General features: G+C 65.7%; 12 protein-coding genes. 3 read left to right on the top strand and 9 right to left on the bottom strand.

All coding sequences use genetic code 11. The annotated features are described in order from the left end of the window. Nucleotides 1-10 precede the first annotated feature (10 nt). A complete protein-coding gene (gene secA, locus GGR44_RS01395) occupies nt 11-2,743 on the bottom strand; it encodes a preprotein translocase subunit SecA (RefSeq protein ID WP_183953649.1) in 2,733 nt (910 codons plus the stop codon). 152 nt (nt 2,744-2,895) lie between these two features. Continuing rightward, nucleotides 2,896-3,678 (bottom strand): energy transducer TonB, encoded by a 783-nt coding sequence (locus GGR44_RS17175; RefSeq protein WP_183953648.1) that lies wholly within the window; start codon nt 3,676-3,678, stop codon nt 2,896-2,898. Here GGR44_RS17175 and argJ point away from each other — a divergent pair. The 3 genes from argJ to GGR44_RS01375 are packed head-to-tail and all read left to right on the top strand — an operon-like array spanning nt 3,647 to nt 6,296. Next, nucleotides 3,647-4,873 (top strand): bifunctional glutamate N-acetyltransferase/amino-acid acetyltransferase ArgJ, encoded by a 1,227-nt coding sequence (argJ, locus tag GGR44_RS01385; protein ID WP_183953647.1) that lies wholly within the window; start codon nt 3,647-3,649, stop codon nt 4,871-4,873. The genes GGR44_RS17175 and argJ overlap by 32 nt on opposite strands. Continuing rightward, entirely contained in the window at nt 4,873-5,670 is a 798-nt protein-coding gene (locus tag GGR44_RS01380) for an inositol monophosphatase family protein (protein ID WP_183953646.1), read from the top strand. Before argJ ends, GGR44_RS01380 begins: the two co-directional genes overlap by 1 nt. 14 nt (nt 5,671-5,684) lie before the next feature. Continuing rightward, on the top strand, nt 5,685-6,296 hold the full coding sequence (locus GGR44_RS01375) for a glutathione S-transferase family protein (RefSeq protein WP_183953645.1): 612 nt from the start codon (nt 5,685-5,687) through the stop codon (nt 6,294-6,296). A gap of 15 nt (nt 6,297-6,311) precedes the next feature. On the opposite strand, the gene trxA is transcribed toward GGR44_RS01375, so the two are convergent. The 7 genes from trxA to GGR44_RS01340 are packed head-to-tail and all read right to left on the bottom strand — an operon-like array spanning nt 6,312 to nt 17,513. Continuing rightward, a complete protein-coding gene (gene trxA, locus GGR44_RS01370) occupies nt 6,312-6,632 on the bottom strand; it encodes a thioredoxin (RefSeq protein ID WP_183953644.1) in 321 nt (106 codons plus the stop codon). Nucleotides 6,633-6,664: 32 nt separating this feature from the next. Beyond that, nucleotides 6,665-10,111 (bottom strand): double-strand break repair helicase AddA, encoded by a 3,447-nt coding sequence (addA, locus tag GGR44_RS01365; RefSeq protein WP_425511286.1) that lies wholly within the window; start codon nt 10,109-10,111, stop codon nt 6,665-6,667. Next, on the bottom strand, nt 10,092-13,082 hold the full coding sequence (addB, locus tag GGR44_RS01360) for a double-strand break repair protein AddB (protein WP_183953642.1): 2,991 nt from the start codon (nt 13,080-13,082) through the stop codon (nt 10,092-10,094). Before addB ends, addA begins: the two co-directional genes overlap by 20 nt. After that, nucleotides 13,075-13,785, bottom strand: a complete 711-nt coding sequence (locus GGR44_RS01355; protein ID WP_183953641.1) for a nucleotidyltransferase family protein — start codon at nt 13,783-13,785, stop codon at nt 13,075-13,077. The genes addB and GGR44_RS01355 overlap by 8 nt, the downstream gene beginning before the upstream one ends. Beyond that, a complete protein-coding gene (locus tag GGR44_RS01350; protein ID WP_183954200.1) occupies nt 13,782-14,768 on the bottom strand; it encodes an aminoglycoside phosphotransferase family protein in 987 nt (328 codons plus the stop codon). The genes GGR44_RS01355 and GGR44_RS01350 overlap by 4 nt, the downstream gene beginning before the upstream one ends. Beyond that, entirely contained in the window at nt 14,765-15,181 is a 417-nt protein-coding gene (gene tsaE / locus GGR44_RS01345) for a tRNA (adenosine(37)-N6)-threonylcarbamoyltransferase complex ATPase subunit type 1 TsaE (RefSeq protein ID WP_183954201.1), read from the bottom strand. The genes GGR44_RS01350 and tsaE overlap by 4 nt, the downstream gene beginning before the upstream one ends. 28 nt (nt 15,182-15,209) lie before the next feature. Continuing rightward, on the bottom strand, nt 15,210-17,513 hold the full coding sequence (locus GGR44_RS01340; RefSeq protein WP_183953640.1) for a PAS domain-containing sensor histidine kinase: 2,304 nt from the start codon (nt 17,511-17,513) through the stop codon (nt 15,210-15,212). Nucleotides 17,514-17,547 lie beyond the last annotated feature (34 nt).

The raw sequence follows: 17,547 nt of genomic DNA, 5'->3' as shown, positions 1-17,547 counted from the left end.
CAGTCCCGCCTCAGCTCAGCGCGCCGTGGCAATGCTTGTATTTCTGTCCCGAACCGCAGGGGCACGGGGCATTGCGGCTGATGTCCAGATTGGCGAAATCGCCCGACGGCGCGGCCGCCATCGCCGGGCGCGGCATGGTGGTGGTGATGAAGCCCGGATTGCCCGCATCGCGGTCCGCCGTGTCGTCCTCGCCCGATAGCGGGTCGATATGGGTGGTGATGAAGTCGGGCAGCACGGGCAGGTCGAACTGCGGCAGCGGCGCTTCCATCTGGAACTGCACGCGCGCAATGGTGCCGGTCACGTCCTCCCGAATATTGGTCAGCATCCGCTCGAACAGGGCAAAGGCTTCCTGCTTATATTCGTTGATCGGCGTTTTCTGGGCATAGGCGCGAAGGTGCACGACCTGACGCAGGGCGTCGAGCGTCGCCAGATGCTCCTTCCAGTGATGGTCCAGGCTCTGAAGCAGGATGCTCTTTTCAATGCCATGCCAGTCGGCGGGGTCTATGTCGGCAATCTTGGCGGCGACGGCTTCGTTGGCGAGCGCGGTCAGTCGCTCCTCGATCATTTCCGGATCGACGCTGTCCTCGTTCAGCCAGGCGTCAATGTCAGCATCCACGCCCAGCACTTCGCCGCTGCGTTCCTTCAACCGCGCAATATCCCATTGTTCGGGATAGGTGCCGGGCGGACAGCAGGAACCGACGAGGTCGTTGACCGTCTCATGCCGCATGTCGGTGACGACATCGTCCACCGTATCGGCATCCATGATATCGCTGCGCTGCTCATAGATCACCTTGCGCTGGTCGTTCATCACGTCGTCATATTCGACGACCTGTTTGCGGATGTCGTAATTGCGCGCCTCGACCTTCTTCTGCGCGGTTTCGATCGCCTTGCTCAGCCATTTGGACGGGGGCAGCGCCTCACCATCCTCCAGGTTCGAGCGGATCATCTTGGCGAACATCGTGTCCGGGCCGAAGATGCGCATCAGATCATCGTCAAGGCTGAGGTAGAAGCGCGACAGGCCAGGATCGCCCTGACGACCCGAACGGCCGCGCAGCTGATTGTCGATGCGGCGGCTTTCATGGCGTTCCGTGCCCAGCACGAAAAGGCCGCCCGCAGCCAGAACCTCGGCCTTCTCCGCTTCGATCTCCGCCTCGATCCGGGCGATAGCGGCGTCGCGTTCGGGCCCTTCGGGCATTTCGCCCAGTTCGGCCTCGACCCGGAATTCCAGATTGCCGCCCAATTTGATGTCGGTGCCGCGCCCGGCCATGTTGGTGGCGATGGTCACAGCGCTCTTGCGACCGGCCTGCGCGACGATATGCGCTTCCATCTCGTGGAAACGGGCGTTCAGCACCGCGTGCTTCACCCCTTCCTGCGTCAGGAAATCCGAGAGCATTTCGGATTTTTCGATGGAAACGGTGCCGACCAGCACTGGCTGCCCCTTTTCGGCATGGTCCTTGATGGTCCTGGCGATGCCACGGAACTTGTCTTCCAGGCTCTTGTAGAACGTGTCTTCCTCGTCGATCCGCTGCACCGGCCGGTTGGTCGGGATGGTGACGACGTTCATCTTGTAGATCTCGAAGAATTCGGTCGCTTCGGTCGCGGCCGTGCCGGTCATGCCGCCCAGCTTGGGGTACATGCGGAAATAATTCTGGAAGGTGATGGAGGCGAGCGTCTGGTTTTCCGGCTCGATCCGCACGCCTTCCTTGGCCTCGACCGCCTGATGCAGCCCTTCCGACCAGCGCCGGCCGTCCATCATGCGGCCGGTAAACTCGTCGATGATGATGACCTTGCCGTCCTTGACGATATAGTCGATGTCGCGGCGGAACATGGCGTTGGCGCGCAGGGCCTGGTTCACATGGTGGACGACCTGCGTATTTTCGAAATCATAGAGATTGCTGCCCTGGAGCAGGCCTGCCGCCTCCAGCAGGCGCTCGACCTTCTCCGTGCCGTCCTCGGTCAGGATGATGGTCCGCTGTTTCTCATCCTTTTCATAATCATCCTCGGTCACCTGCTTCACGATCGCGTCGACCGCGACATAGAGTTCCGACTTGTCGTCGGTCGGCCCGGAAATGATGAGCGGCGTGCGGGCCTCGTCGATCAGGATCGAGTCCACTTCGTCGACGATGGCGTAATTGAAAGGCCGCTGGACCATCGACGCGCGATCATATTTCATATTGTCGCGCAGATAATCGAAGCCCAGCTCGTTGTTGGTCGCATAGGTGATGTCGGCATTATAGGCCGCGCGCCGCTGATCCTCGCTCAGGTTCGGCACGATCACGCCAGTGGTCAGGCCCAGGAAACGATAGACCTGCCCCATCCATTCGCAGTCGCGGCTGGCGAGATAATCGTTGACGGTGACGACGTGAACGCCCTTTCCCTCCAGCGCGTTGAGATAGGTGGCCAGCGTCGCCACCAGCGTCTTGCCCTCACCGGTCCGCATTTCGGCAATCTCGCCGCGATGGAGGACGATGCCGCCAACCATCTGCACATCGAAATGGCGCATCCCAAGAACGCGCTTCGAAGCTTCGCGCACGGTGGCGAAGGCTTCGGGCAAAAGATCGTCCAGCGTTTCCCCGGCGGCCAGCCGCTCGCGGAACCGCGCCGTCTGCCCGACCAGATCCTCATTGCTCAGCGCCGCCATCGTCGGTTCGAAAGCAGCGATGCTGTCGACGACCTTGCCCAGCGATTTGACGTAACGGTCGTTGGACGATCCGAAGAGGGATTTGGCAAAGGCGCCGAGCATGAAGTTTCCTGACTTTTGCGGGGAACGGACATCGCCTCAGGCGCGCCGCCTATATATGCGCCGCGATTTAGGGATGGGGCGGGCTTTAGTCAATTGAAGAGGGGGCTACGCGCTCCATCAAACCGAGAGTGAAGAAGCAGACCATTCACTGCCTATTGCGTCAGCTTGTCAGGTAGAGTTACTCCGCTGACCATATCTGTTATCGTCAGGCTCTGTATCATCCTAACGCGTTTTGACACTGGCCGACCTTGGTCGTCGGTGAAAATCGGTGCCATCCTAGGCAGGGTCGCGCACCGAACGTTTGTGGCGCCTACGGAACGATCGCCAACAAATTGCTGTTCACAATCTGTAATTTTCCCATCCCTTTGGACGGTGAAGCTGGTTTCCGCAGAATAGGGTAGCATATTGCTCCACGACTGCGGCACGGGCGAATTTGCTCGCCCCCCTGCTCCAGTCACCTTCGTATCATGGGCCGAGTATCCCGCGTTGGAACTCGGCAATCTCCATTGAATTCGATTGGTCCATTCGCCAGCGATTGGCTGTCCTTGGCTATTAGCGGCGGGTTGGAACCAGCCCCGCGCGCGGATTAATGCACATGTGGTCGTATCCAGCAAGTCATCGCCACTGCTCTGCGTCACGCGACAGTCACGTACAAAGCCTTCAGTGTCGATGCTCAAACGAAAGGCCGTCGCCCCTTCGACCCGGTGGCTCAGCGCTCGAACCGGATAATCAGCGGTGGCAATCCACGCGCCGGGGTTCCCGCGCGGAATGGGAGGATGCGCTAAAGGTGGGGCGGCGACCTGTGCATTAACGGTTGCAGCGCCACCAAGTAGCGCGATTACGCTAACGCCCTTGCGTTGCCAACCGATTGACCAGCGTCCCCATTTATCCCATGCGCGCAATATGGAAAACCTCTCGCCATTGGCTCCCACCATTTTTCCTCAACTCCCCTTGATAGAAGGAGTCACGCTACGTGTCGCGCGCGCCGGATACAAGGCATGGGAACGGTGCGACCTGACCTATGTCGAACTGGCCCCAGGCACCGTCGTCGCCGGGGTGACGACGCAGAGCAAATGCCCTTCGCCCGAAGTCGAATGGTGCCGCGATGCCCTGCCGCTGGGCAGCGCCCGCGCGCTGGTGGTCAATGCGGGCAACGCCAACGCCTTTACCGGCCATCGCGGGCGCGCCGCGGTGGAAGCGATCGCCGCCCGCGTCGCCAATCATCTGACCTGCCTGCCAAGCGATGTCTTCGTGAGTTCGACCGGCGTCATCGGCGTGCCCCTGCCCATCGACAAGGCTGAAGCCGGATTGGACGCCGCATTCGCCGCCGCGCCCTGCGGCTGGCAGGACGCGGCGCTCACCATCGGCACCACCGACACCTATCCCAAGGGCGCGCAGGCGAGCGCGATGATCGGCGATACCCGCGTGATGCTGGTCGGCATCATCAAGGGGTCGGGCATGATCGCGCCCGACATGGCGACGATGCTCGGCTACATCTTCACCGATGCGGCCATCGAGCCTGCGCTGCTGCAACAGATGCTGTCGGCCGCCAACCGGCGCACCTTCTCTTGCATCACGGTGGACAGCGACACGTCTACCAGCGACACGGTGCTGGCCTTCGCCACCGGCAAGGCTGGCAATGCGCCCCTCTCCTCCTTCGACGATGCAGGCGCGGACGCCTTTGCCGCCGCCCTGTCAGACCTGTGCCGCCAGCTTGCCCACCTCGTCGTGCGCGATGGCGAAGGCGCGTCGAAATTCATCGAGATCGCGGTTGAGGGCGCCGTCAGCGACGAAAGCGCCCATCGCATCGGCATGTCTATCGCCAATTCGCCGCTGGTGAAGACCGCGATCGCAGGCGAGGACGCCAATTGGGGCCGCATCGTAATGGCGGTCGGCAAGGCGGGCGAACCGGCCGAGCGCGACCTTCTCTCCATCCGTTTCGGCGATACCCAGGTGGCGAGCGGCGGTCTGGCTCTGGCAGGCTATGACGAAGCGCCCGTCGCCGCGCACCTGAAAGGCCAGGACATCCGCATCGGCGTCGATCTGGGGCTGGGCGAAGGCCGCGCCACCGTCTGGACCTGCGACCTCACCCATGGCTATATCTCGATCAACGCGGATTACCGGAGCTGATGGCGAGCGAACTCTACCGGCCGGTCGGCGACCTGATGCGTAAGGTGGCGCGCGATGTGGTGATGCCGCGCTTCCGCAATTTGCGGGCGGAGGATATCAGCGAGAAGGCCGCCAATGATTTCGTGACCGTCGCGGACAAGGAATCGGAAGAACGTCTGGCCGAAGGTCTGGCGAAGCTATTGCCCGAAGCGGGGATGATAGGCGAGGAGGCCTGCGCCGCCGACCCGGCGATCCTGGCGCGGGCGGGCGAGGGCCTGAACTGGATCATCGACCCGATCGACGGCACCGGCAATTATGCGGCGGGAAAATCGCCCTTTGCGCTGATGATCGCCCTTGCGGACGGCGGCTCGACGCTAGCGGGATGGATTTACGATCCGGTGCTTGACCGCATGTGCCACGCCACTCTGGGCGCAGGCGCCATGATTGACGACGAACGCATCATGGCCAAGGAGAGCGATGGCCCCCTGCCCGTCGCCGCACTGGCGGTTTCCTTCGTGCCGCCCGAAGAACGCGAACAGATCACCCGCAACGCGGCGGGGCGTTTCGACATCGTCGCCATCCCGCGCTGTGCGGGCGAACAATATCCGCGCATCGCATTGGGGGCCAATGATGTGTCGATCTTCTCGCGCACCCTGCCCTGGGATCATGCGGCAGGCACATTGTTCCTGAATGAGGCGGGCGGGCGCAGCGCGCGCATGGACGGGTCTGACTATCGCATTGGCGATCCGGGCTTCGGTCTGCTCGGCGCATCCTCGCCGCGCATGTGGGATTTTGCCCGCGCCATCCTTTACGCCTGAAAGGAACCGCCGCGATGCTCACCATCTGGGGGCGCCTCAATTCCCATAATGTGAAGAAGGTCGCCTGGCTCGCGCAGGAGCTTGGCATCCCGCATGTCCGCCATGACGTCGGCGGCCAGTTCGGCATGACGCCGGACTATCGGGCGATGAACCCGAATGCCCTGATCCCGACCATCGAGGAGGACGGGCTGGTCCTGTGGGAGTCCAACGCCATCCTCCGCTATATGGCGGCGCGCCATGGCGGGGAGCGCTTCTGGCCCGCCGATCCGGCAAAGCGCGCGGTCGGCGACAAATGGATGGACTGGCAATTCAGTTTTGCCGACGCCCAGCGCGACGCCTTCGTCAATCTGGTCCGCAAGACGCCCGATCAGCGCGACGCCGACGCCGTGCTGCGCTCGGCGCAGGCGGCGGGCAAGGCCATGGCCATATTGGAAACCGCGCTGACGGATGCGCCATGGCTGTCGGGCGACGCCTTTGGCCTGGGTGACATTCCGATGGGCGTCTATGCCCACAGCTTCTTCACGCTCGACATTCCCCGGCCCGCCCTTCCCCAAGTACGGGCATGGTATGACCGGATGACGGCGATGCCGGCCTATGCCCGGACGGTGATGATCCCGCTTACATAGGCCGGTCGCCGAACGTCAGATAACGCTTTCGATCCACGCCTTCAGCGCGCTCTTGGGCGCTGCGCCGACCTTGGTCGCGGCCGCCTCGCCACCCTTGAACAGGATCATCGTGGGGATGCCGCGCACGCCATAACGGCCGGGGGCGTCGGGATTCTCATCGATATTGATCTTGGCGATCGTCACCTGATCGGCCAGTTCCTCCGAAATCTCCTCCAGAGCAGGGCCGATCATCTTGCACGGGCCGCACCATTCGGCCCAGAAATCGACCAGAACCGGCTTGTCGGAACCGATCACATCGTCCTGAAAGCTGCTGTCGGTCACTGCCTTGGTCGCCATTGTCAGATACTCCTTGATACTTGGCACCACATCTAGGGTGCTTGCACGCCCGGCTCAACGGCCATGGGGGACAAATTGTCCTGCTGCCCGCCCAAGCCCGGCTTGTGCGCTGCGACCAGCGCATCGGGCAGCATGATGAGGCGCGGCGCGGCAGTGTAGAGCAGCCCCGCCTCCACCCGGCGGCCGGGAAACACCACCTCCAGCGCCGCGACATAGGCCGCCATCTGCCGCACATGCGACGGGGGTAGTTGCTCCGGCCCGGCGGGGACCGCGCGTCCGGTCTTGAAGTCGATGACCTGCACCAGATCATCGCCGATGCACAATCGGTCGACCGTGCCAGCGATCACGGCCTCCCCCACTACGGCTGCGACGGGCGCTTCTGCAAGTGCCGAGGGACCGAAGATATCGGCAAAGGCCGGCGCGTCGATCACGGCCAGCACCTGATCGACGATGGCGTCCCGCTCCGTCGGCTCGACATGCCCGGCCTGTCGCGCCAGCCAGGCAAGCGCCGCCCCGCGCCGTTCGGCGGGATCGACGGCGGGCAATCGCTCGAACAGCGCATGAAACCAGCGGCCCCGTTCAGCCGCCCGGCGCATGGCGGCATCGGGCGGCGGATCGGGCACATCATCTTCGACCGGCGCGGACGGCGCCAGCGGTTTGGGCGGGCGCGCCTCCGCTGGCGCGGGACTGTGCAACCAAGGCGGCAGGTCCACCGCTTCGGCAACGGAAGCCTTGCGCCTTTCGTCGGGCCGGGGGCTCAATCGTTCGCGCCCGCGCCAGAAGCGGCTTTGTTCCCAGCGCGCGTCGGCTTCCCACTCCGCGCCCAGCCCCATCATGGCGCGGTCGACGGCGGCGAACCAGCTTTCCGGCGGCACTTCACCCTTCGCGCGCGGCCCCAATGATCCGGCGACGATCAACTTTTCCTCCGCCCTTGTCAGCGCGACATAGAGCAGCCGCCAATGTTCCTCCCGGTCGGCCTGTTCAGCGGCGGCGGCGATGACGTCGATGGGGCCACCCCGCTCCGCCTTGCGCGGCGGAATAACCGGGATACCGCGCATTTCCAGCATGTCGGAACGACGGCCCGCATCGGGATTGAGCGCCGCGTCGGCCAGAATGACGATGGGCGCCTGCAACCCCTTGGCGCCATGCACCGTCAGCAACCGGACGGCGTCGCCCTGCGCGGCGGCATCGCGAACAATCTCCACATCGCCCCGATCAAACCAGTCAATGAAGCGTTGCAGCGACGGCCGCTCGTCGCTGTCAAACGCCAGCGCGGCGTTCAGCAGTTCCTCGATCGGGTCGCGGGCGGCGCTCCCCAACCGCTCGATCAGCCGCCGCCGCCCCTGCATCGGCCCGGACAATATCTGTTCCAGATAGCGATAGGGTGTGGTGAAATCCGCCTGGCCGAGCAAGGCGCGCAGCGGCTCGATGACCTGCGGATCGGCGCTTTGGGTCAGATGCGGCCACAGCGCCCCGCGCCGCCCCATCGCCCGGTGCATCAGTTCATCCTGGCTCCACCCGATCAGCGGCGAGACGAGCAGGCCGGCAAGGTTGAGATCATCGAGCGGCTGGACCGCGAAACGCAGCGCGGCGAGCAAGTCCTGCACCGCCAGCGGCGCATTGAGCCGCAGCCGGTCGATGCCCGCGACCGGCACGCCCTCCTCATAAAGCCGCGCGACAATCAACCGGGCAAGCTCGCTGCGCCGCCTGACGAGGATCATCACATCGCCCGCGCTCGCCGCACGGCCGCGGCTCTCAAGCCTCAAACCGGAGCCGAGCCATTCCTTGATCTGTTTGGCGATGCGCGCGGCGAGTTCGCGCTCTTGATCCTGCGCCCAATTTTCCTCGCCTCCGGCATCCGCGCCATCGCCCGCGACAACCGGGCGCCACAGCATGACTTCGCCAGGATAGCGGTTCGCGCTGACATGTTCGACGCGGGCTTCTTGCAGGCCCAGGCTCTGGCCGGTCAGCGCGGCGATGGTTTCGTCCACCACCTCCAGCACCGCCGGGGTCGACCGGAAACTGCGAGCCAGCGACAGATCCTCGAATATCTGCCCGGCATTTTCGGCATAGGTGCGGAACACATCCTTCGCCCGCGCGAAATTTTCCGGGCTGGTGCCCTGAAAGCCGAAAATCGCCTGCTTGAAATCACCGACGGTGAACAGGGTTCGCACCATGTCGCCATGCGCGCCCTCGCCCGCGAAAAACTCCGCGCCGATCGCCTCGACAATGTCCCATTGGCGCTGGTTGGTGTCCTGCGCCTCGTCCACCAGAATATGGTCGATGCGCTGGTCGAGCTTGTAGCGGATCCAGTCGGCCATGCCGCCCGTTTTCAGAAGGGCGACGGCGCGAGCGATCAGATCGTCGAAATCGACCGCCCCCGCCAAACGCTTGGCCGTGGAATAGGCGTCGGCATAGGCACGCCCGGCATAGAGCGCCTGCACCAGCAGCGCCGCATAGCCCGCGCGCAGCCGGATGCCGAGCAACGCCGCACACCAGTCATACATGCGCGCCACAGCGTCCCCATAGCCTTCGACCGGAGGCGCCCACCCCTTGGCCAGCGACATGGGGTCGCCATCCGCCTTGGCCCATACCCGGTGCAGGTCGGCAAGGCCCCCGACACGGGCCTGCGGCGACAGCGCCAGCCAATGGGCGATGGCGTCACAGCGCGGCAGGGCGCGGGCCGTGCCCCAGTCGGCATTGGCGCGGGCGATCCACTGTAGCGTTGCAAGGTCGAACGCGCCGTCCGCGCATTGGTCCGCCAGCCAGACGTCGAGATCGCCCTCCGGCAGATCGAGCGCGGCGCGCACGACTGGTTCCACATCATCGGGGAGTGTGGCAAGCGCCCCCTGACGCTGGGCGCAACGCAGCAGGAAGCCTTCAGCCCCCGCCTCCCCCAGTCGCAGGCTCAATGCCTGCATCGCGCCCATCAGCGCCTCGTCGCCCCTTGCATCGGCATCCTGCACAAGTTCGGCCAGAGTCTGCCGCGCCAGCGCCTTCTGCTCGCGATCCTCCAGCGCCCGAAAACCGGGAACCAGCCCCGCCTCCAGCGGGAAGGCCGCCAGCAATTGCTGGCAGAAACTGTGGATCGTCTGGATGCGCAGGCCGCCGCCCGTCGATTCCAGCACCTGCGCGAACAGGCGGCGCGCCTTCTCGCACAATTCCGGGCTGCCCAGTTCGCCCAGCGCCTCCAGATCGTGGAACAAAGTCCCGTCATCCATCTGCACCCATGCCGCCAGCCGGTCATGGATGCGATCCGCCATTTCCGCGGCCCCAGCCTTGGTGAAGGTCAGACACAGGATATTTTCCGGCGCCACGCCCTTCAGCAACAGGCGAAACACCCGCGCCGTCAGCACATGGGTCTTGCCCGTGCCCGCCGATGCCGAAAGCCAGACATGATGATCGGGGGAGGCGGCGCTCGCCTGCGCCCCGGCCAGCTTCTGCAAGGGGGTTGGCGCGCTACGCATCGGCGCGCCCATACCATTCTTCCAACCGCATCAACTGGTCATATTCGCCATAGCTGGCGACCTCCGGATTGACGCCCGCCTCGAACGGCGCGTCGCCCGTCAGCCATTTTTCGGCGGCGGCGGTGAACAAGGCCCGCGCCATCGCGATCATTTCATCATTGCGAATCTTGTCGCGCCTGCCATCCGGGTCGACCGGACTTTCGCGATAGCCAAAGCCGTCCTGCTTGTTGCGGCCGAGCGACCAATATTCAAATTCGCTCGCCCGAACGCCGATTGGCAATCCGTCAAAGCCATCCTCCATTTCTGCGATGGCGCCGAGCAGTCCGAGTTGCAGCGCCATGCCCGCCCGCACCTGTTTCGCGCTTGGCGGCTTGCCGGTCTTGTAGTCGACAATAGCGATCGTTCCATCCGGCATCCGGTCGATCCGGTCCGCCTTGCCGGTCAGCGTCACGCCGGCGATGCGCGCGCGCCCCTCCTTCTCCGCCATCCAGATGCTGCGCCCGGCCGCCCGGTCTTCGGCCACCGTGCGCGCAATCCAGCCGATTCCCTCCAGCAAGCGCGGCTGCCACAGGGCGCGCAGCAGCGGGTGGGCGTCCGCTTCCTGGAACAGTTCGCGGGTCAGCGCCTCCAGCCGCGCCGGGTCGCGCGCGCCTTCATCGGCCCAGCGTTGCAAAATAGCGTGAACCGCGGTGCCGCGCCAGGCGGCGCTGGGATCAGCGTCGATGGGGTCGAGTCGCGACAATTTCAGGATGCGTTGGGCATAGAAGGCGAAGGGGTCTGCGTTCAGCCGGTCTACCGCCGTCACCGATATGCGGCGCGGGCGCATTTCGACCGGAGGCGCCGGAGCCGGGCGGTCGGACGGGCGATGATGCGCCACAGCGTCCAGCCCATGCACGCAATGTTTCAGCCAGTCGGCCTGCTTCCACTGCTGCCCCGCCATGGCGCGCAGCCGCAGCCAGAAGCGAGAAGCCACCGCCGGGCCGCCCGTTCCCCGCCGCGACCGCGTGAGCAGCACGCGCGGCGCACCCAGCGCAGAGGCGAAGTCATGCGCGGCAAAGCCTATCCGGCTTTCCAGCGCAGGCAGGCCCAGTTCGCGCCGGATGCGTGGCGCCAACCAGGGGTCGGGCGCGGGCAGGCCAGGCCATGTGCCTTCGTTAAGGCCGCCAAGGATCATCAGGTCGCTGTGCGCCAGCCGCGCCTCGATCAACCCTAATATAGCAACACGAGGATGGCCGCCCTGCGGTGGCCGGACAGCGACAGCGCGCAGCATCCGGTCGAGCAGGCTCGGCAGCGCGCCGATATCGGCCTCGTCGGGACCATCGCTGGCGGCTTCCTCCATGTCGGCAAACAGCGCCGCCGCCGCATGTCCCTGATGCCCCGCCCATATGGTTTCGGCGCTCAGACGCGAGGCATGGGTGCGGATCGCGGCCAGTTGTTCCGGAAGGGCTCGCGCCTGCGCGAAGTCCGCCTCCATCGGCGCCAGCATCGCGCGCGCCTGCGGCCACCATGTCCGCACCCTTGCGCGCAGATCGCGCAGCCTGTCCTCGCCCTCATGCTCGGCGACCAACAGGTCGATGCCCCGCAGGTCGGCTGGGGGGCGCGGCCCGCGCAGCAACAGGTCGAGCGCGCGCACCCCCTCCAGCCATTCCAGACGGCCCTCGCCGCGCATGACCAGCGGATGCTTGAGCAGGGTCAGCAGCGCCACCGGCGCGAAGCGATCCGCCACCGCTTCGGCCATGGCGATCAGCAAGGTTCCGGGCGGCAGGTGCGACAGCGGTTGCCCGGCGCTGTCGTCCGCCTCTATGCCCCAGCGTTGGAGGTGCGCGGAAACGCGCGTCGCCAGTTGCCGGTCCGGCGTCACCAGCGCCGCCGTGCGCCCCGGCTCCTCCAACGCCCCGCGCAGGGCGATGGCGATCGCCTGCGCCTCGTCCGCCGACGTCGCCACTTCCAGAGCCTCCACGCCCGCCAGCGTCCGCTGCGCCGGTTTCAGATCGCGCCAGCGACTCGTCAGGCGCGGCGGCAGCATCGCAAGCGAGATGGAGCGCCCCCGCGCCGCCCGCGCATCATGGTCCGATCCCCAGCGCCAAGCCGCGACCTCGGCCCGGTCGAAACCCATATGGTCGAGCAGGCGCTTGAGCGCATATTGCGGGTGGGTCTCATGGCCTGGCGGGCGCCTGCCGGTCATCGGATCGGGATCGAACGGACCGATGGCGTCCCACTCATCCCCCCTCATATGCTGGTCCAGCCCGGCGAACACCACCTGCCCGCCTTTCATCGTCGCCACCCGCGCCAGCAGGTTCGCAACGGCGGGCGCGGTCGTGCTGATCCCCGCCGCGACGACAAAGCCGGGCGGCGGCGCGTCCTTCCAACGGGCGGCGATATGCGCGAACAGCCGGTTGCGCCGGTCGGCCGGGTCGATCACCCGGCGCCGCGCCAGTTCCTGCGGCCATTGCGCCATCAATATCTCGAAAAAGCGCAGCGATGTTTGCCAATGTTCGGACAGCTCGGGCGCGATGGTCAGGTCGCGCAAGGCCGTGGCGGGCGTCTGTTCCACTTCCATCTGGTCCAGCGCGGCGGCAAGCGCCTGCCCCAGCCTGATCGCCTCGCCCGCATCGACCGGCTGCCCGGCTGCCCGCCGCACCCGCTGCACCATCCGGGACAGGATCATCAACCGCCGCATCGGCGTTATGGCCGGTGGGATGTCCGCCCCCATGCCGATCGGGTCAAGCGCGCTGCCCAGCCGTTCGTCCAGTTCCGGGTCGCCCAGCGGCGTCAGACGCGGCAACAGCAAACCCCCGCCCGACGCGCGCACAAAGGCGTCGCTCACCGCCCGGACCGCGCGGTTGTTGGGCAGCAATATCATGCCGCGCGCCAGCGCCAGCGGGTCGGCGCCATATTGCGCGATCAGCCCCGCGACCAGCGAGTCGGCAAAGGCGCGGTGCGCCGGAATGGAATAGAGCGCCGGGCGGGTGCGATCACCCATGGGCCAGCATCGCCTCCACCACCGGGATGGCGGCGGGGGTGCCAACATCGAACCACAGGCCCTGATGCGCCACGCCATACAGACGCCCGGACTCGATCGCCCGGTTCCAGAAGATATTGGTGGAAAATACGTCGGCGGGCGGATCGGTGACAAGTTCGGGCTTCATCAACTGGATGCCGGTGAACACGAAAGGCGCGACATGCGCCTGTTTGCGGCGACTGAGCCGTCCCATGGCGTCCATGTGGAAATCGCCCTGCCCGCCATGGCAGTTGGCGCGGGCCAGCGGAACCAGCAACAGCAATGCGTCCATGCGCGCCGGATCCCAAATGCGTCGCAGCATTCCAAAGGTTTCTGTGGGGCCGTCGATCCAGATATTGTCGCTGTTGACGCAGAAAAAGGGCGCATCGCCCAAAAGCGGCTTGGCCTTCACCAGCCCGCCGCCCGTCTCCAGCAACTTCGCCCGTTCGTCGGAAACGACATGCGTCATGCCAGTGCGCCGGGTCCGCAAATGGGCTTCGATCGTGTCGGCCAGATAATGGACGTTCACCACCACGCGCTGAATGCCGCCCGCCTGCATCCGGTCGAGCGCATGGTCGATCAGCGGCTTGCCCGCGACCCGCACCAGCGGTTTGGGCCGGGTCGCAGTCAACGGGCGCATCCGCTTGCCCAATCCCGCCGCCATCAGCATCGCCGTGTCGATCATGCCTCCGCAAACTCCTCCAGCGCGGCATGGCGCCTGTCCGCCGGGATATTGGCGTCGAACCAGCGGGCCACGGGCGCCAGGGCCGGATGGGCGAGGTCGCGCTCCAGCAGCCCCCACATGCGCGGCAGGAATGACAGGTAGCGGGGTTTGCCGTCACGCTTCCACAGGCGGGTGAAGATACCGATGATCTTGGCGTTGCGCTGCGCGCCCAGCACCGCATAGGCCGCATCGAAATCGCCCCTCGGGTGGGCGGCGTCGCGATAACGGGCGATCATCGCCGCCTCGACGGCTGTGGGCACGTCGCGTCGGGCATCCTGCAACAGCGAGACAAGATCATAGGCCGGGTGCCCGACCAATGCGTCCTGAAAGTCCAGCAGGCCAAGGCCATGGGCCGCCTGCCCGTCGATCAACATGATATTTTCGGCGTGATAATCACGCAGCACGGTGACGGCCGGCGCGTCGTCTCTCTCCACCATGGGCAGCACCGCATCCCATGCGGCGCGATAGCCATCGGTATCGACATCAAGGCCGATGGCCGGACAATACCATTCGGTCAGCAGCCCGGTTTCGCGTTGATAGACGGCCCGGTCATAAGGCGGCACCTGCGCAGGCGGACGGCGATGAAGGTCCGCGAGCAAGTCGACCGCCCGGCCATAGACGGCCAATTCCTGTTCCGGCTGCGCCTCCAGATATTCCTTGATCCGCAGGTCGCCGAAATCCTCGATCAGCACCAGACCATGGTCCAGATCGCGCGCCAAAATGGCGGGCGCGGTAAATCCGTCGGCGCGCAGATGCTCGGCGATGGCGATGAACGGGCGCGGGTCTTCATGCGGCGGCGGCGCGTCCATCAAAACGGCCTGTCGGCCATTGCGGATGACCCTGAAATAACGGCGAAACGAGGCATCGCCCGCCAGCGGCGATATGGCGGCGTCGCCCCAACCTGCCTTGGTCAGAAAATCGGGAGCAGCGGCGGGCGGGATCATAGTCGGGACCATCTATCCCTCCAATCGTCCGTCAGGTCCGCTGTCAAGCGTCGACCAGCGTCTTCATCCTCAATGGTCAGGCGCAGCGCATGGGGCCACAGGCGATCCCCCATGCGTTCGGGCCATTCGATGACGACCAGACCATCCTCCAGATAATCGTCCAGCCCCAGTTCGGCGATGTCTTCGGCATCATCCAGCCGGTAAAGATCGACATGGGCGACCGGCAGGCGCAGCGGCGGCGCATCATAGGGCTGGACCAGCGCGAAACTGGGGCTCGGCGCTTCGCCCTCCAGCCCGAGCGCATGGAGGAGACCGCGGGTCAGCGTCGTCTTGCCCGCGCCAAGCCCGCCTTGCAGGGCGATGACGTCCCCGGCGCGTACGGCCGATGCGATGCGCGCGCCCAGCGCCAGCATGGCGGCCTCGCCGGACACCGAAATCTGTCTATCCACGCGGCAACTCCATCGCCGCCACAGTGCCTTCGCCCGGTTCGGACAACAGCGTCAACACGCCGCCATGCGCCTCCACCAGCCGCCGCGCGAGCGGCAGGCCTATGCCCGGCCGCGCCGCCTGCCTTCCATGGTCAATGCCCGGCCCATTGTCCGACACGACCAGTCGGGCCTTATGCCCGTCGCCATCGCCATGGATCAGCACGCGCGCACCCTCCCCGCAATAGCGCACGGCATTTTCGAGAAGATGGTCCAGCGCCTGGCCTATCCGGCGGGCGTCGCCATGGACGGCGCCGAGCGAAGGCTGCAAATCGACGACCCATTCGATATTCTTGGCGCGCGCATCGGGTTCCAGCCGCTGCGCGCTGGCCCGCGCAAGCGCCGCCAGATCGACCGTTTTACGCTCGATCGCCAGCGTCCCCGCCTCGCTCTGGGTCATGTCCAGCACATTGTCGATCAGCATCGACAGCCGCTGCGTGCTCTCGACAATGCCGCGCACATAATCGCGCGCCGCCTCGCTCAGTTCGCCCGCATAGCCCTCGTTCATCATCTCGGCGAAACCGGCGATGCTGGTCAGCGGCGTGCGCAGTTCATAACTCATATTGGTGACAAAGGCGGTCTTGACCTTGTCCGCCTGCTCCAGCGCCTCGTTCCGGTCGCGCAGCGCCTGCTCCATCTTGCGGCTGTCGGTCACGTCCAGCATCGTGAACAGGGCGTTGCCATCGGGCAGCGGAATGGCCGCGAATTCGAAGATGCGGCCATCGGCGAAACCGACATGGCCCATGCGCTGCTTGCGCTCCACGGTCGCGGCCCGCACCAGTTCGCGCACCACATTGGCCTGATGCGGCTTGGCGAGGCGCGTCTGCACCTTCGCCATCAATTCGTCGATGCGCGGATGGGCGGCCAGCATTTCCTCCGGCACGCCCCACATCACCCGGAAACGGTTGTTCCACAAGTGCAGGCGACCGTCCTGAGAGAAGACGCCGATCGATTCGAACAGATTGTCGAACGTCGCCGTTCGCACCCGCAACAGCGTGTCGCGCGCGCTCGACAGCATCACCTGTTCGGTGCGGTCCTCGAAAATCATCAGCAAGCCGCCATCGGGCAGCGGCTGGGCGTAGACGCGCAAATGGGTGCCGTCGGCCAGCAGCCAGTTTTCCTCGCGCGGTTCGGGCGACAGGAACCAGTCCCGCCGCTCCGCCCGCCAGGCGGGGAAATCGCGATGTTCGGGGATGCGCCCGGCCTCGCGCATCCGGTCCAGCACCCGTTCGAACGCGGGCGCATCGGCCAGATGCCCGGCGTCGAGCGCGAACAGACTGATGAATGGCTGATTCCAGAAACGCAGCGAACGGTCAGCACCGAAGCGGGCAACCCCCGCTGACAGCCGGTCGAGCAGATCGCGCTGCGCCGCTTCCAGCCGCCGCAGTTCGACGCGCACCTGTTCCAGTTCATGCTGGTCCATCGCGAAACCGGCGACGCCTGCCTCCCCCAAAGGCACATCGACCACACGCATGGTGCGCCGCTCGCCGTCAATGGTGGCTGGCACCAGCCGTTCGAGAGGGCCCCCGGTCAGCGCCGCCTGCGCCGCCGCTTCGCCGGGACTGATGCCTTCCACGGCTTCCACCAATTCGATGCCTTCATGGATGACGCGGGCGGCGTCTATCCCGTCAACGGCGCGAACATAGGCGCTGTTGACGAGGCTCAGCTTCTGGTCCGGGCCGCGATGCCACATCGGCAGCGGCGCGGCCTCGATCAGCCCGGCCAGCGTCTCCAGCGCGTCGCGAAGCTGGCTGACATGGGCCTGAAGCCCCAAAATCTCCGACTGGCTCTCGGTCGCGTCGAAAAACCACAGCACGACGCTGCCTGATTCGGCCAGTTCGGGACTGGCGGGCGCACCGCGAACCATGAGCGAACGGGATGAACCCAGCGCCCTCACCGGTCGGGAAAAGGGGCGACCCGCCCGCTGCGCCGCGCCAATGTCGCGCGCCAGCGCAGCGCTGTCCTCGGCCGACAACCCGCCATCGGCGCCGGTCAGTTCGGATGCAAAAGCGGGGACTTGCTCCAGTCCCAGCCAGGTCGAGAGCCGGTCCGTCGCCTCCAGTCGCCCATCGGGCCGCACCATCGCGACAATCGCCGGCGCCGATTCGATCAGCGCGGTCAGGCGATCAAGCTGATCCTGCGCATGCGCGCCCTGCCGCTGCTGTTGCGCGCCCTTCATCAGCGCCCATATGGCGGCGGCGAGCCACAGCGCCAGGATACCGCCAATGGCGATGGCGGCCAGGGGAGACAATGTCGTCATAGGGCCGATTGCACGCCCGGCGATCTGGTGAAAA

It is taken from the genome of Sphingobium fontiphilum (assembly GCF_014196635.1).
Taxonomy (GTDB): Bacteria; Pseudomonadota; Alphaproteobacteria; order Sphingomonadales; family Sphingomonadaceae; genus Sphingobium; species Sphingobium fontiphilum.
This window is presented reverse-complemented; position numbering and strand designations above follow the sequence as displayed.